This window comes from Streptosporangium sp. NPDC050284 (genome assembly GCF_044459525.1).
Taxonomy (GTDB): Bacteria; Actinomycetota; Actinomycetes; order Streptosporangiales; family Streptosporangiaceae; genus Streptosporangium.
This window is the reverse complement of sequence record NZ_JBITIZ010000014.1, coordinates 226,569-241,296: the sequence shown is the minus strand read 5'-3', so window position 1 is coordinate 241,296 and position 14,728 is coordinate 226,569. Positions and strand designations below refer to the sequence as shown.

At 70.9% G+C, this 14,728-nt stretch carries 14 protein-coding genes; 3 read left to right on the top strand and 11 right to left on the bottom strand.

The window, feature by feature from the left end; translation table 11 throughout:
• Positions 1-109: 109 nt before the first annotated feature.
• Positions 110-850: a lysophospholipid acyltransferase family protein gene (locus ACIBH4_RS29780; protein WP_362502172.1), complete on the bottom strand. Its 741-nt coding sequence runs from the start codon at positions 848-850 to the stop codon at positions 110-112.
• A gap of 149 nt (positions 851-999) precedes the next feature.
• On the opposite strand from ACIBH4_RS29780, the gene ACIBH4_RS29775 reads away from it, so the two are divergent.
• A complete protein-coding gene (locus ACIBH4_RS29775; protein WP_362502170.1) occupies positions 1,000-1,764 on the top strand; it encodes an alpha/beta fold hydrolase in 765 nt (254 codons plus the stop codon).
• A 66-nt stretch (positions 1,765-1,830) separates the two neighbouring features.
• Positions 1,831-2,304 carry a hypothetical protein gene (locus ACIBH4_RS29770; RefSeq protein WP_362502168.1) on the top strand — a complete coding sequence of 158 codons (474 nt, stop codon included), beginning with the start codon at positions 1,831-1,833 and terminating at the stop codon, positions 2,302-2,304.
• A 31-nt stretch (positions 2,305-2,335) separates the two neighbouring features.
• Here ACIBH4_RS29770 and ACIBH4_RS29765 read toward each other — a convergent pair whose 3' ends face one another.
• The 7 genes from ACIBH4_RS29765 to ACIBH4_RS29735 form a co-directional block, all read right to left on the bottom strand.
• Positions 2,336-3,478: a hypothetical protein gene (locus tag ACIBH4_RS29765; RefSeq protein ID WP_362502166.1), complete on the bottom strand. Its 1,143-nt coding sequence runs from the start codon at positions 3,476-3,478 to the stop codon at positions 2,336-2,338.
• A gap of 119 nt (positions 3,479-3,597) precedes the next feature.
• Complete coding sequence (locus tag ACIBH4_RS29760) at positions 3,598-4,443, bottom strand: endonuclease/exonuclease/phosphatase family protein (RefSeq protein ID WP_362502164.1); 846 nt, start codon at positions 4,441-4,443, stop codon at positions 3,598-3,600.
• A 122-nt stretch (positions 4,444-4,565) separates the two neighbouring features.
• The gene (locus tag ACIBH4_RS29755; RefSeq protein WP_362502162.1) at positions 4,566-5,510 is read right to left on the bottom strand and encodes an ROK family glucokinase; all 945 of its coding nucleotides are present in this window, start codon (positions 5,508-5,510) and stop codon (positions 4,566-4,568) included.
• 26 nt (positions 5,511-5,536) lie between these two features.
• Positions 5,537-6,538 (bottom strand): hypothetical protein, encoded by a 1,002-nt coding sequence (locus tag ACIBH4_RS29750; RefSeq protein WP_362765133.1) that lies wholly within the window; start codon positions 6,536-6,538, stop codon positions 5,537-5,539.
• On the bottom strand, positions 6,528-7,700 hold the full coding sequence (locus tag ACIBH4_RS29745; protein ID WP_362502158.1) for an ArsA family ATPase: 1,173 nt from the start codon (positions 7,698-7,700) through the stop codon (positions 6,528-6,530). Before ACIBH4_RS29745 ends, ACIBH4_RS29750 begins: the two co-directional genes overlap by 11 nt.
• Before the next feature lie 67 nt (positions 7,701-7,767).
• Entirely contained in the window at positions 7,768-8,205 is a 438-nt protein-coding gene (locus ACIBH4_RS29740; protein ID WP_350947491.1) for an SRPBCC family protein, read from the bottom strand.
• A 158-nt stretch (positions 8,206-8,363) separates the two neighbouring features.
• Positions 8,364-9,131, bottom strand: a complete 768-nt coding sequence (locus ACIBH4_RS29735) for a metallophosphoesterase (RefSeq protein ID WP_362502155.1) — start codon at positions 9,129-9,131, stop codon at positions 8,364-8,366.
• Between the two features lie 220 nt (positions 9,132-9,351).
• On the opposite strand from ACIBH4_RS29735, the gene ACIBH4_RS29730 reads away from it, so the two are divergent.
• Entirely contained in the window at positions 9,352-11,145 is a 1,794-nt protein-coding gene (locus ACIBH4_RS29730) for a long-chain fatty acid--CoA ligase (protein ID WP_362502153.1), read from the top strand.
• Positions 11,146-11,293: 148 nt separating this feature from the next.
• Here ACIBH4_RS29730 and ACIBH4_RS29725 read toward each other — a convergent pair whose 3' ends face one another.
• The 3 genes from ACIBH4_RS29725 to ACIBH4_RS29715 are packed head-to-tail and all read right to left on the bottom strand — an operon-like array spanning position 11,294 to position 14,537.
• Positions 11,294-12,418, bottom strand: a complete 1,125-nt coding sequence (locus ACIBH4_RS29725; RefSeq protein ID WP_362502151.1) for a glycosyltransferase family 4 protein — start codon at positions 12,416-12,418, stop codon at positions 11,294-11,296.
• Positions 12,415-13,692, bottom strand: a complete 1,278-nt coding sequence (locus tag ACIBH4_RS29720) for a M48 family metallopeptidase (RefSeq protein WP_362502149.1) — start codon at positions 13,690-13,692, stop codon at positions 12,415-12,417. The genes ACIBH4_RS29725 and ACIBH4_RS29720 overlap by 4 nt, the downstream gene beginning before the upstream one ends.
• The gene (locus ACIBH4_RS29715; RefSeq protein ID WP_362502147.1) at positions 13,689-14,537 is read right to left on the bottom strand and encodes a hypothetical protein; all 849 of its coding nucleotides are present in this window, start codon (positions 14,535-14,537) and stop codon (positions 13,689-13,691) included. Before ACIBH4_RS29715 ends, ACIBH4_RS29720 begins: the two co-directional genes overlap by 4 nt.
• Positions 14,538-14,728 lie beyond the last annotated feature (191 nt).

Genomic DNA, 14,728 nt, shown 5'->3' with positions numbered 1-14,728 from the left:
CTCCCCCTGCCTCACCCCTTTGATCCCACTTCACCGGTCACCCAGCCCTCGGATGACTTCACCGGTCACCCCGCCCTTTGATCCCGCTTCACCGGTGACGCCGCCCCGGTCAGGAGCGCTTGCGCGCCTCCTTCGCGGCCTGCCTGGCGGCCTCCTTCGCCTCCTTGGCGGCGCGGGCGGCCTCGACCTTGGCACTCGCGGCGTATTTGTCGACGTACTCCTGACCGGAGAGCTCCATCAGCGCGTACATGATCTCGTCGGTGACGGCGCGCAGGACGAGGCGGTCCTCCTCCATCCCGTAGTAGCGGCTGAAGTCGAGCGGCTTGCCGAACTTCACCCCCGGGCGGATGCCCAGCTTGGGCAGGACGCTGCCCGGGGGCATCATCTCGAAGGTGTTGACCATCGCCCACGGGACGACCGGCACGCGCGACTCCAGCGCGAGGCGGGCCACACCGGTCTTGCCCTTGTAGAGGCGGCCGTCATGGGAACGCGTACCCTCGGGATAGATGGCGAGCACGTTCCCCTCGCCGAGGATGCGCTTGCCGGTGCGCAACGCCGCCTCGCTGGCCTTGCCGCCGGAGCGGTCGATGGGGACGGTGCCGACACCGCTGAAGAAGGCCTTGCTCGCCCGCCCCTTGAGACCTCGGCCGGTGAAATAGTCGGACTTGCCGAGAGAGATCACCTTGCGCCGCAGGAACAGCGCCCCGAAGAAGTGATCGGCGAACGACAGGTGGTTTCCGGCGAGGATCACCGGCCCTTGCTTCGGCACGTTCCCCACACCCTCCACCCAGGGGCGGAAAATCAGATGAAGCAAGGGCGAGAGGATGGCCTTCACCACCCAGTAGAACACTCGATGCTCCTTCGATTGACAGGCGAGAATCTGGAGTTATCCTCCCACTTCAGATCCCGGCCACCTACCCCCCCGAACCACCCAAATCGACCTCTCGCAAAACATGTCCCAGTCGTGCGACGATCAGGCGAACCTTACTAGGAGCCGCGATGCCAGTCATGCCCGGTGCGGAGGCGTACCACCATGCGGGAGGACAGATCGGCGTCCTGCTCTGCCACGGATTCACCGGATCGCCGCAGTCGTTGCGTCCCTGGGGCGAATACCTGGCGGCGGCGGGTCTGACGGTGGCGCTGCCGAGGCTGCCCGGCCACGGCACCACCTGGCGGGAGATGGCCCGCACCGGTTGGGAGGACTGGTACGCCGAGCTGGACAAGGCCCTGGCGGACCTGCGCGGCAGCTGCGCCGAGGTCTTCGTGATGGGCCTTTCACTCGGCGGGTGCATGGCGCTGCGGCTCGCCGAGGTGCACGGCGACGGAATCAAGGGAGTGGTGGTCGTCAACCCGTCGATCGTCAACGACGTGCCGCTGCTCAGACTGGCTCCCCTGCTCAAGTTCGTGGTCGCGTCGGTGCCGGGCGTGGCCGGGGACATCAAGAAGGAGGGAGCGGCCGAGCTCGGCTACACGCGTACGCCGGTCAAGGCCGCGGCCACCCTCCTGCGGCTGTGGTCGCTGACCCGATCGGAGCTGGGTAAGATCACCCAGCCCGTCCTGGTTTTCCATAGTCCGCAGGATCATGTTGTGAAACCGATGAGTGTGCGTATTCTGCGGGAGAGGCTGACCAAGGGGAATCTGAATGTTGTGGAGCTCGCCGACAGCTACCATGTCGCGACGCTTGACAACGACGCTGAACGGATCTTCGCGGGGAGCCTGGAGTTCATCACCTCGAACGCGTCTGTACCCTTGCAGAGAGACTGATCGCGAGCGGGGGATACGCGGTCTTCGGGAGAAAGTGATCGACCGATGAGCAACGAGCCCAACTAGGTGACACCTCAAAGCGATGAGGACGAGGTCTGGCGTCAGATCGTCGCGTCCTTCAACGACACCGCCGAGCGCGACTCGGCAGATCAGCCGTGGCCGGACAGCGAGAACCTTCCGGCCGAGCCTCCGCGACGGGTGATCAAACAATCGGACGAGGAAGACCTCCTGCGTGAGGACGATCCCGCCGACGAGGCCGAAACCGACACGGAGCAGTCCGGCGGCGAGGACGAAGGGCACTACGTGCCTCCGCCCCCACCTCCGCTGCCCAAGACCGACGCCACCACCAAGATCGCATGGCTCGCGCTGTTCGGCGGCCCCGCCTACCTGCTGCTGAGCGCCGCGCTCGGCTGGAACCTGCAGGGATGGATGCTCTTCACCGCGGTCGCGGCGTTCATCGGCGGCTTCGTGGCGCTGGTGGTCCGCATGGGTGACGGCCCGCCCAACGACTCCGGCTGGGACGACGGCGCGGTCATCTGAGCGGTCCGCTGCTCGGTGCGCCCCGGGTTCGCTACTGCTTGGTGCGTCCCGAGCCGGCACGCGCCGAGTTGCCGAAGCGCTCGATCACGTCGGTGTACTTGCCGGAGGCGTCGACCACGTGGCCGACGGTCCACACGGTGTCGGTGCCCGGCAGGTAGGCCACCGACTGGAGCCGCACCGTCCGGGGAGCGGCGGTCTCAGGACCGCGCAACGTCTTGACCTTGCGCCCGTCGTACCGGAGCAGGAAGGCCTCCCCCGGCCGATCCAGATCGACCCCGGAGATCCAGTAACGGCCCTTGCGGTCGCCCGTCACCCCGTACAGCCGAACGTCTCCCTCGGGGAGGGAGACCCGAGACCACTTCTTGCCGTTCCAGGACAGGGCGAGCGGGACGATCCCACCGTTCTCCCGGTAGACGCCGCCGACGGCGAGGGCCCGCTTGGGGCCGTCGAGGTGGACGTCACGCAGGTAGCCGCCCGGGATCCGGGGGGTCTTGTAGGTCTTCCAGCGCCCGCCGGACTGCTTCATGATCAACGGCTTGCCGCCGGTGTCGCCCACCGCCCACCCGTCGCTCTTGCCCGACAGCGCCACCCCGTACAGCGCGCCTTTGTCGGGAAGCTGGGTGAGCTTCCACTTCGAGCCGGTGCCGGTCACGACCATGGGCACCTTGTCGCGCCGCCCGACGGCGACCACCCGGCCGGGAACGGTCGCCACCCCGCCCAGCCAGTCGCCGGCGTGCAGCTTGTCGACGATGACCCTGTCGAAGGACGCCCCGTCTCCCCTCGCCAGGTAGGGAAGGCCGTCGTGCCCCTCACCGACGGCCCACAGCTCGGTCGCCGAGGCCGCCGCGACGGAGCGCAGCGGCCCGGCGCCGGTCGGGTCGTTGCGGATGCCGACCTCGCTCCACGAGGTGCCGTCCCAGTGGGTGATCGCGCCCCGGCTCTGCCAGACGTCCCAGACGCTCTGCTGGCCGACCGCCCACACGCTCGTGGCCGAGACCCCCACCACGTCGGACAGCGACCCGTCACTGCTCAGGCCCGCGCTCACCGGAGCCTGCCACGCCTCGATCGCGGGCGGGCTGACAGGGTCGGCATGGGCTGGGAACGCTTGCGAGGACAGCAGGAGCAGGCCTCCCGCGCAGAGAACCAGCGCACGCCGCGGAAGGCGACGGGTCATGTTTCAAATGGTACGGGGCTCATCCACTCCCCGTGTGCCGGTCTCCTCACTTGACGGGCGCTATCTGGAAAGACGTCCTTTCCTTGTCACGGAAATTTTCCCTGTCACGGAACCGCTCGTCATCCGGGCTCCCTCGCGAGACCTGGGTCGGGCTCCCCAGGGAGGCCCATATCGGGCTTGCCCTGCGTGCTGCCCGGCCCGCCCGTATCGGGTGATCTCACCGGGCCCGTACCGGAATCGGGACCCGTGGCCGGATCCGGTTGGCCGGTCTCGGGGCGCGGGTGGTCAAGCTCGGCGATCACCGGCAGGTGGTCGGTGGCGGCCACCAGGTCGGCGGGGTCCGCGTCGGCCCCGCCGCAGGACACCACGGAGAGACCCTCCACCGCGAAGATCGCGTCGATCCGCTTGTGCGGGCCCCTCGCGGGAAAGGTGAAGCCGTCGCCGCGCGGCGAGACCGGGTAGCAGTCGGTGAGCCGCTCGGTGAGGTGCCGCCAGCTCGGCTGACCGGACTGCTCGTTGATGTCTCCCGCCAGCACCGGCAGCGCGTCGAACCGGTCGGCCACCGCCCTCAGCAACCTCACCGCCTCGTCCGCGTGGCGACGCCGGGCGGTCTCGTCGAGATCCAGATGGACGGAGCCGACGGCGACCCGACGCCCCCCCGACTCCACCACGGCGATCGCGATGGCGCGCCGTTCCAGGGGAAAGAAGGACTCCAGCAGACGGCCCTCCCCGTACAGCAGCCGCACCCCGGGGCCGGTCAACACCGCGACCCCGCCCCTGCGGCGGCCCGCGGCCACGGCGAGCCCGCCGAAGGAGGCGAGCCGTCTTCTCCTGCGGCGCCAGCACAGGAACCGGGGCGCCTCCTGCACGCAGAGCACGTCGGCACGGAGCGCGGCGACCACCCGCCCCAGCGCCGGGACGTCGTCCTTCATGGAGCGCACGTTGTAGCTGGCGATCCTGAGCACACGGCCACCTCGATTCGCGACACGTGCCGCGAGGATAACCGCGCGCCGTCGGACGTACCAGCCCGTCCCGATCGGCATACGGGCGGGCTGGTACGTACGGAGTACAGCTGGCGAGGAAGCCGTCAGCGCCTGCGGGCGAGATCCGCGGCGCCCACCAGGCCCGCCGAGGGGCCGAGTTCGGCGCAGCGGACCTCGGCCAGCGGGCGGTGCCCCCGTCCGCTCAGGTGGGTGTTGAAGAACTCGCGGGTCTCGTCGATCCACAGGTCCGCGGCGCGCGAGACGCCGCCGCCGAGGACGAAGCAGCCCGGGTCGAGAACGGCGGCGAGGTCGGCCAGGCCCTGGCCGATCCAGCGGGCCATCGAGGAGAACGCGGCGAGCGCGGCCGGGTCGCCCTGCCTGGCCGCCTCGGTGACCTCCTGGCCCTCGATCTGGTCGGGCGTTCCTCCGGCGATCTCCAGGAGCCTGACGGCCCGGTCCGGCTCGGCCTCGGCGATCAGCTTGGCCTCCATCACGAGGGCGCTGCCGCTCGCGTACCGCTCCCAGCAGCCGAGGTTGCCGCACCCGCACAGGCGCCCGTCGGGGACCACCTGCATGTGGCCGAGTTCGGCGCCCATGCCCCAGCGCCCCCGGTACAGGGAGCCGTCGAAGACGATGCCTCCGCCGATGCCGGTGCCGACGGTCACGCACACCAGGTGGGTCTCGCCGCGCCCCGCGCCGAACCTCGCCTCGCCCCACGCCATCGCGTTGGCGTCGTTCTCCACCACGACGGGAAGGCCGACCATGTCGGAGACCTTCTTCTGCAGCGCCTCCTCGCGCCAGGCGAGGTTGGGGGCGAAGCGGACAATGGACCTGGTCTCGTCGACGAACCCGGCCGCACCGAGGCCGACGGCCTCGATCTCCCGGTCCTTGGAGAGCTCCAGGATCACGTCACCGATCGTGTGGGCGACCTGCTCCGGATTCTCCGCCGGGGTGGGCCGCAGAGCATGCTCGATAATCAGGCCGTCCTCGTCGACGACTCCCGCCGCGACCTTCGTACCGCCGATGTCCACACCGATGGTCAGCGCCATTGTCCATTCATCCTCTCCCCCTGGGCTCACCCCAGGTCGATGTGCTCCACGGGGGTGTCTCCTCGCTCGCGCTCGCGCTCCCGCTGTGCGGGCGCGGGCTTGCCGAGTCCGTCGACGGCCGACTTGAAGGCGGCGAACAGCTCGGTGCCCGCCTGCATGAGGTGGTCGGTGACGGCGCCGCCGCCCGACTCACGCTGCGCGGCCATCGCGCGGCAGACGGGGCAGGCCCGGCAGATGTACTCCTCATGCTCCGAGACCGCCTCCTCCCACACGTCCCGCTCTCTTCTTCCGCGCCCGCCACCGGAAAGCGCGCTGCCGACCCCGGTCATCGTGCCCTTGATCAGATTCTTGCGCAGTTCCCTGGTGGCTTTCTGCTGCAGGGTGTCGAAGAGCTTGAACGCCTCCTCGGCGGCGGTGCCCAGCGGGTCCTTGCCCTCCTGGGACCGCTCCTCCCGTGCCCGCCGCTCGTCACGTGCCCGCTCGTCGCGCGCCCGTTCCTCACGTGCCCGCTCCTCACGTGCTCGCTCTTCGGCGGCGGTGTCCTTCTCGCGGCCCGCGGGCTCGGCGCGGTCGCCTGGCCTGGCCCAAGGGGTCCATCCGGCCGCCCGCTCCTCACGCCTGGCCCGATCGGCGCGCTCGAACCACTCGGCGCGCGCGTCGCGCTCGGGCTCCCCCGCGTTCTCCTGCCGCTCGACGGCCTCCACCGGCTCAACCCGCACAACGGGCTCGACGGGCTCGACGGGCTCGACGGGCTCGACGGGCTCGGACGTCCCCGCGGGGCCTCCCTGCGGGGATCGCTCGGCCGGCTCCGCGCGCCGGCCCTTCTGCGCCGTCGTCCTCCCGGTGCGCCGGCCCTTCTGAGCCTTGCCGGCACCTTCGGCCGCCTCGGCGGTTTCGGTACCCCCGGCACCCCCGGTGCCCCCGGTCTCTCCGACCTCGGGCGGCGGCTTCGCGGCGGCGGTCTTCCGCGGTTTCCTCGGCGCACGCGGCTTCGGGGTCTTCTCAGCGTCATTCGTGTTATCGGTCATCAGGCCCTCCCGATTCGAACCGTACCCGGAGAAACCCATCTCGGAGCGCGGCGTCCCGCACCGGCCTGCGGGCCAGTGCGACGGGCAGGGCCAGGACACGGCGGTAGGAACCGGCGTTGACGATCAGCTCGTCACCCTTGCGCGCCAGATCCACCTCGTCCTTGTCCGCGAGTGGCAGGGCGAGGAACAGCTCGCCGTCGGCGGTGATCCGCAGTGGCGGGTCGACGGAGGGCGGGGCGAAGGGGTCGCTCTCGCCGTACATGGCCTCGGCGACGGTGATGAGGGCGTCGAGGCCGACGGGCTCGGCCTCCAGGTACGGCACGATGTGCACGGGCAGCGGCGCGAAGGACTCCTCGACCTCGGCCAGGTGGCGGGCCTGGGCTCGCACCCATCTCTCCCGCCACGGGTCGGCGCCCTCGGAGGGGAAGACACGGTTCGCGACCACCGCGTCCACCCGGTAGCCGTACAGGCTGAGGGAGGTCAGCGTGCGCCGGGCCTCGGCGAGCACGACGGCCTCGGGGGTGAGCACCAGCCGGACGCTCGCGTCGGGTCCGGTGAGCAGCTCGCGAACTTCCAGCAGGCCCCGGTGGAGCCGCTCACCCGCGCCGATCACGTGGTCTTCCGGCATGCTGACCTGCGCCAGGCGGCGGACCAGCGGGGAGAGAGCGCTCAGCAGCCGCCTGCCGACGGGCAGCAGCCGGTTCACGTGCCAGTCGAGGGCCTCGGGCAGAGCGAGCAGCCGAAGTGTCTCGGCGGTCGGGGCGCAGTCGATGACGATGACGTCCCACAGGCCGGTGCGCGCCTGCTCACGCAGTTCGAGGAGCGCGATGATCTCCTCGGCGCCGGGCAGCACCGTGATCTCCTCGGCGGTCACCTCGTCGAGGCCGAGCTCGGCGAAGACGCCCCGGGCGTAGTCGCGCAGCTCGCCCCACTGGCGTTCCAGCACCTTCTGGGTGTCGACCTGGTAGAGGGAGAGACCGGGCGCGATCTCCGTGGGCTCCCCGCCCGCACGCACGCCGAGGGCGTCGGCGAGCGAGTGGGCGGTGTCGGTGGAGACCACCAGGGTCTTGAGCCCGGACCGGGCGGCGAGTGTGGCCGTCGCGGCGGCGGCGGTCGTCTTGCCGACGCCGCCCTTGCCGGTGAAGAGCAGGACTCTGCTCACGCCACCTCCCGGCGGAAAGACGTGGAGCCGCGCCCCGCGCCCGCGCCGTGCCGCGTCTCCCCCACCCTCATGGGGTCTCGACGCGCTTCTTCAGCCCCTTCAGGGCGGTGTCGATGATGACCTTCTCCGCCTTCCGCTTGATCATGCCGATCATCGGGACCTTGAGATCCACGGCGAGCTCGTACGTCACCTCGGTGCCGTTGCCCGCGTCGGCAAGACGATAGCTCCCGGTGAGCCCGGAGACCATCTTTCCCGCCTCGGCGATGCTCCAGTCGACGGACTCCTCGCCGTGCCAGGTGTAACGGAGGGTGTACTCGTCGCTGATCACACCCGCGTCGAGGACGAACCGGACCGTGGCGGGCCGACCGTCCTCCCCCGTGGACAGGACGCGCGCGGCCTTCACCTGACCGGCCCACTCCGGGTACGAGGGGAAGTCGGCGATGACCGTCATGACGGTCGACCGGTCCGCGCCGATCTTGATGCTGGAGGTGGTGCGATCAGCCATGGGGCAACCGTACTGCCTCACGATCGCCGATGTACGCCCGGCGGGGCCGGGCGTGGCCAGGCGGGGACACCGCGATGACGGTGGCCGGTGACGGCAACCCGACGACGGGAGGCCGACGGGGAGCCGTGCCCCGAGGCGCTCATCCGGCGCCGGATCGACTACAGCTCCAGCACGTAGGGGACGCCTTTGTTTCTGAAGTGCCCCACGTTGAGGCATTCGGTCCTGCCGATCCGGGTGCGGGTGGCCAGGGGCTGGTGGACGTGGCCGAACAGGGCGTAGCGCGGCTGGGTCCTTCTGATCAGCTCCAGGGTGGCCTCGCTGCCCCGCTCGAAGCGCCGGGCGACCACGTCGTAGAGCAGTTCGGGGACCGCGGGAGGGATGTGGCAGCAGAGCACGTCGACCTCGCCGACGGCCTCGACCTTGCGGGCGAACTCCTCGTCGTCGATCTCGTACGGGGTCCGGTACTGGGTGCGCAGTCCGCCCCCCACGAAGCCGAACCGCAGACCTCCGATCTCCGCGGTCTCGCCGTCGAGCACCCGGTGCCCCTCCCTGACGTACTCCGGCCAGTAGACCGGCAGGTCCACGTTGCCGTAGGTGATGTACGCGGGGGTCGGCATCGCGGCGAAGATCTCGCCGTACTGCCGCCGGACGGAGCGCTCGATGTGGTCGCGCGGGTCGCCCTCCAGCGAGGCCCACAGCGCGGAGGACATGGCCCGCGCCTCGTCGAACCGCTTGGCCGTGCGCAGCGCGATGAACTCCCCCGCCCGCTCGGCCCCGAAGAGCTCGGCGAAGATGCCCTGGGAGTGGTCCTCGTAGTCGACGAACAGGATGAGGTCGCCCAGGCAGATGAGCGCGTCGGCGCCGTCTCCCGCGCGGGCCAGCGCGTCGGCTCTTCCGTGTACGTCACTGACGACGTGAACCCGCATGTCAGGCATCCTCACCACCAACGAGTAGGGCCATATGGGATGAACCTCGCAGGGCGCGAGCCCAGCGTGAAGGCGTACGGCGCGGCCGACGGTTCGCTGTGACGGTACTTGCTACGGTGAAATCAGTCTTCATAACGCCTGGGTGACGAATTTACCCATACGTAACTTATCGCGATAGCTTCCAGACAGCCCATCGATCGTGCGTCTCCAGGAGTGACCCGTGCGCGAGTACAGCGTCCCCGTGCTGGTGGATGTCCCCGCCTCCGCCAACCTCACCGACACCGTGTTCCGGCGCGCGGAGGAGGAGCCCAACGTCGTCGCCCTGCGGCGCAAGGTGGGCGACGACTGGACCGCCGTCACCGCCCGCGAGTTCCGCGACCAGGTCGCCGCGGTGGCCAAGGGCCTGATCGCGGCCGGGGTGGAGCCGGGTGACCGGGTGGCCCTGATGTCGCGCACCCGCTACGAGTGGACCGTGATCGACTACGCGATCTGGGCCGCGGGGGCGGTCGGCGTGCCGATCTACGAGTCCTCCTCCGCCGACCAGGTCGCCTGGATCATCTCCGACAGCGGCGCGAAGGCCGTGTTCGCCGAGCTGGATTCGCACGAGGAGACCATCCGCGAGGACGCGTCCGGCCTGCCCGGCCTCAAGAACATCTGGCGTATCGAGGGCGGCGCCCTGGAGGAGCTCACCGCGCTCGGTGCCGAGATCTCCGAGGAGACGCTCACCGAGCGCAGGTCAGGTCGCGGCATCGCCGACCTGGCGACCATCGTCTACACCTCGGGCACCACCGGCAGGCCCAAGGGCTGCAGCCTCACCCACGACAACCTGCTGTTCACCGCGAGGAACGTCGCGAACGGCCCACTGGAGCGCCTGTTCGTCGTGGAGGAGAGGGCGGCGCTGCTCTTCCTGCCGCTCGCGCACGTCTTCGCCCGCATCATCGAGGTCGTGCTGATCGAGACGGGCACGATCCTCGCGCACACCCCCAACATGAAGAACGTCGCCCCCGACCTGCAGTCCTTCAAGCCCACGTTCCTGCTGGGCGTGCCCCGCGTGTTCGAGAAGGTCTACAACGGCGCCGAGCAGAAGGCGACCGCCGAGGGCAAGGGGAAGATCTTCCACGCCGCGGCCGACACCGCCGTCGCCTGGAGCAGGGCCGAGTCGGCGGGTGGCGCGGGGCTGGGCCTTCGGCTCAAGCACACCATGTTCGACAAGCTCGTCTACGGCAAGATCCGCGCCGCGACCGGAGGCAGGCTCACGACGGCGGTGTCCGGCGGTTCCGCCCTCGGCGAGCGGCTCGGCCACTTCTTCCGAGGCGTGGGCATCGAGACCCTGGAGGGCTGGGGCCTCACCGAGACCTCCGCGCCGTCCTCGGTCAACATGCCGGGAGCCAACAAGATCGGCACCGTCGGCAAGCCGTTCCCCGGCGTCACCATCGGCATCGGTGACGACGGCGAGGTGCTCGTCAAGGGCCGCCACGTCTTCAAGGGCTACTGGAACAACGAGGAGGCCACCGCGCAGGCGATCGACGCGGACGGCTGGTTCCACACCGGCGACATCGGCGAGCTCGACAAGGACGGCTATCTCCGCATCACCGGCAGGAAGAAGGAGATCATCGTCACCGCCGCGGGCAAGAACGTCGCCCCGGCCCCGATGGAGGACCACATCCGCGCCCACCCGCTGATCAGCCAGGCGATGGTGGTCGGCGACGACAGGCCGTTCGTCGCGGCGCTCATCACCCTCGACGTCGAGGCCCTGGAGCAGTGGAAGACCGCCAACGACAAGACCGGCGCGGACCTCGCCACCCTCAGCTCCGATCCGGCGATCGTCGCCGAGGTGCAGAAGGCGGTGGACGGCGCCAACAGGTCCGTCTCCAAGGCCGAGCAGATCAAGAAGTTCGTCATCCTCGACCTCGACATCAACGAGGAGAGCGGGCACCTCACCCCGACCCTGAAGATCAAGCGCAATGTCGTGATGCGCGACTTCGCCAAGCAGGTCGAATCCCTCTACGGCTGAGATCTCCGCAGCCCCGCTCACAGCCGGGTGCCCGCTGAGACCTCTCACGAGAGATCTCAGCGGATCTCTCTACCGCCAGAGGGCTTGGCGGGTCCTTGTCCGGCTGTTACCGGCTGTCAAAGGCAGGTCCCCGCGGAGCCCTCTGCCGTCAGGGGGTCTCCGCCGGTTCCAGGAGGCGCGCGAAGCGGGAGGCCGCGAGGTCCCAGGTCCACTCGCGCGCCACCCATTCGCGCCCGCGTTCCCCCATGGCACGCGCCCCGGCCCCGTCCTTGAGCAGGCCGATCAGGGCCGCCTCGACCTCCTGCGGGCGGGTGCCGTCGACGACCAGGCCCGTCTCCCCGCGCAGTACGGCGTCGGGGGCGCCGCCCGAGGAGCCGGCCACCACGGGCAGGCCGCTCGCGGAGGCCTCCAGGTAGACGATGCCGAGCCCCTCCACGTCGACGCCGCCCAGGCGGGTGCGGCACGGCATCGCGAACACGTCGCCCGCGGCGAGGTAGCCGGGCAACTCGGCCTCGGACACGGGGCCGGTCATCCTGACCGAGCCGCCCAACGGCCGGGCCAGCCGCTCCAGGTTCCTGCGGTACGGGCCCCCGCCGACGATGAGGAGCACCGCGCCGGGCACATCCCTGAGCACGCCGGGCCAGGCCCGCAGGAGCGTGTCCTGCCCCTTGCGCGGCACCAGCCTGGACAGGCAGACCACCACCGGCCGCTCTCCCAGGCCGAGTTCCGCACGCACCCGCCCTCCCCCGGCCCCCGGGTGGAACACCTCGGTGTCGACTCCGGGAGCGAGCCTTACCAGCTTGTCCTCGGCTATCACCCCGGCCAGCCGCCGCCGGGTGTACTCCCCCAGATAGGTGACCACGTCCGCGCTCGCCCCGATCCTGGCGAGCACCTGGCGGCCGATCGGGATCCCGGTCCAGCCCGCCTCGTGGCCGTGGGTGACCATGACGACGCGGCGGGCCCCGGCCTCGCGCATCCTGGGCGCGATCAGCCCGAGCGGCGCCGCCGCCCCGAAGACCACGGTGTCACACCCGAACTCGGCGACCAGCTCGGCGGCCCGGCGGGCGACGGCGGGCGTGGGCAGCATCAGCGAGGTGGGGTGCCGCACGACGGGATACGGCTGGCGCAGGTCGAAGGCCGCGCTGCCGGTCCACCGGGGCGCGTAGACGACGACCGAGCCGGGCGGGCGGCGGGCGATGAGACCGTACACGAACGACTGGATCCCTCCCGCGCGGGGCGGGAAGTCGTTCGTGACGACCAGTGTGCGGCTCACGGCTCGGGGAGGCCGTTCAGCCCAGCCCAGGAGCGTGCCATGGCGATGCGCTGCGGTGCCGTGGGATGCGATACATAAAGTACATACTCAACGAAATCAGGCGACAAATCCGAAATATTGGTTACTGCCAGCCGTTTCTGCATGGCCACGAACGTCGCAGGATCCCTCGTCAGGTCCAGCGCGTGCAGATCAGCACGGGCCTCGATATGCCTGCTCACCAGGTTCTGGGCCGGCCCCGACAGGACGGTGGCCAGGCTCAGCACCCCCATCACCAGTCCCACCGCCCTCGGGTCGCCGAGTGAGGTGACCCCCGCCCTGCGCCGCACGCCTCCCGCCGAGGTCACCACGTACAGCAGGCACGCCCCGAACGCCGCGCCCAGGCCGCCGACGAGCGTGCCCCACAGCACGTCGTCCGCCTTGGCGTGGCCCAGCTCGTGCGCGACCACCAGCTCGACCTCGTCGGCGGGCGCGCGCAACAGCGTGTCGTAGACCACGATCCTGCGGGTCGCGCCGAATCCGGAGACGTACGCGTTGAGCGCGGTGGTCCGCCGGGAGGCGTCGGCGACGAGCACGTTCTCGACCGGCACGCCGTCCCTGTCGGCCATCGCGAGCAGGTCGTCGCGGAGCGGCCCGGCCTCCAGCGGCCTGAAGTCGTTGAAGACCGGCTCGATGAGCACCGGGTAGGCGAAGGAGGCCGCGACGGTCAGGACGAACGCCCCGGCCGCCGCGGGAATCCACCAGCGCCGGTAGCGCCGCGCCAGGCCGATCACCGCCACCACCATGATCGCGGTCAGCCCGGCGCCGATGCCGGTGCTCTTGGCCCGGTCCGCCGCCCACGCGGGCCAGGTCTGGGTGGACAGCCCGAATTCGCGCAGGTAGCCCTCCGACCACATCCCCAGGGGCCAGCGCAGGATCGCCACGGCCACCGACAGCGCCAGCACGCCGAGCAACGTCCGCAGCCACCACGGCCCCGGCAGCCGGTCGACGAGCCGCGCGCCCAACGGGGTGGCGATCAGCACCCCCGCCACGACCAGCGTCAGGCCGAGCGACAGGTAGCCGGGAAGGCTGACCAGCGCGTCGAAGGTCTCGGCCCTGGCGATCTGCTCGGCGGTGAAGTCGCGGGCCGGATCGGGGGTGACGGCCGGAGCTCCCTCGGGCAGCACGCTCCAGGGCGTGGTGAACGCCACGACCGCCAGCGTGACCGCCCCCAGGCCGGCCGTCGCCCATCCCGCGGGCCGCACACCCGAGGGCGCGTCCTTCGTGCTCAGCGTCACGTGAGTTCCTTCCTGAGGTAGTCGCGCCAGGATCCGGTGAACTCGGCCGGCGGCAGGCCGAGCGCGCTCCCGACATCGCTACCGTAGAGCCTCACCAGCGCCTTCTCCCCGAAGCGCTCCACGACGAACCGGCAGGCGAGCCACGCCTCCTCGTACGCCTGCGCGAGCCTCGGCGCCCCGGGAGCGAAGTCGGCCGGTCCCGGCAGGCGCTCGGGCAGGACGCCCGCGCGCACCTCGGCGGCCAGTTCGGCGGCGGCCGTGCGCACCGCGATCCCTGCGTCGCGGTAACCCGCGTAGTCGGCGAAGCCCTCCGACAGCCACATCGGCACCCGGCCACCACGGGTCGCGCCGGTGGCCACGTGGGCGAGCTCGTGGGTGATCACCACGTCCCTGCCGGTCTCGGTGAGCCTGGCGTATCCCGAAGGTAGAACGATCACCCGGTCCGCGGTCGCCATCGCGGCCAGGCCGCGGGTGCTGTCGGCTCCGGCGAGCGCCGCGGCCTCGGCGTCGGTGGCGGGGAAGAGGATCACCGCGGGGACCGGCCCCCAGATCTCCGCGATCGTCGCGCGGGCGCGGTCGGCCCTCGCCGCCAGGTCCCGCAGGACGGCGTCGGGGACGCCGTGGCCGATCACGAGGGAGTGCTCGCCCCTGACGGTGACGGCGGCACCCGGCCACAGGTCGCGGAGGTCGCCCGGGTCCCGGGAAACGCGCCGGGCGTCGTACGAGCCGCGCGGGAGGAGCGGGGCGGCTCCGGCCAGGAGGGGGCCCGTCCCGGCGAACGGACCGGCGCTCATCAGCGCCAGCATCCCGGCGAGCACGGCGCGGCGCCCTTTCGGGACGGACATACGAGCCGATGGTACTTGACCGGCATCTCGGCCGGCATGGAGCGGCCCCGGCCCTCCTGGTGGAGGGCCGGGGCCGCTTTTCCGTGCTCGGGCGTGTGCTTTCGGCACGTGCTCTCGACGCGCGCCTCCGGCGTGTGCCCGGACGCGGGCTCGGGCTCCCGTACTCGGGCGCGGTGTTCGGGCACCGTGCT

Bases quoted from the DNA above. Each gene is read 5' to 3' on its own strand.
- ACIBH4_RS29775 (WP_362502170.1), top strand. From the start codon at position 1,000: ATGCCAGTCATGCCCGGTGCGGAGGCGTACCACCATGCGGGAGGACAG.
- ACIBH4_RS29765 (WP_362502166.1), bottom strand. From the start codon at position 3,478: ATGACCCGTCGCCTTCCGCGGCGTGCGCTGGTTCTCTGCGCGGGAGGC.
- ACIBH4_RS29755 (WP_362502162.1), bottom strand. From the start codon at position 5,510: ATGGCGCTGACCATCGGTGTGGACATCGGCGGTACGAAGGTCGCGGCG.
- ACIBH4_RS29750 (WP_362765133.1), bottom strand. From the start codon at position 6,538: ATGACCGATAACACGAATGACGCTGAGAAGACCCCGAAGCCGCGTGCG.
- ACIBH4_RS29740 (WP_350947491.1), bottom strand. From the start codon at position 8,205: ATGGCTGATCGCACCACCTCCAGCATCAAGATCGGCGCGGACCGGTCG.
- ACIBH4_RS29735 (WP_362502155.1), bottom strand. From the start codon at position 9,131: ATGCGGGTTCACGTCGTCAGTGACGTACACGGAAGAGCCGACGCGCTG.
- ACIBH4_RS29715 (WP_362502147.1), bottom strand. From the start codon at position 14,537: ATGTCCGTCCCGAAAGGGCGCCGCGCCGTGCTCGCCGGGATGCTGGCG.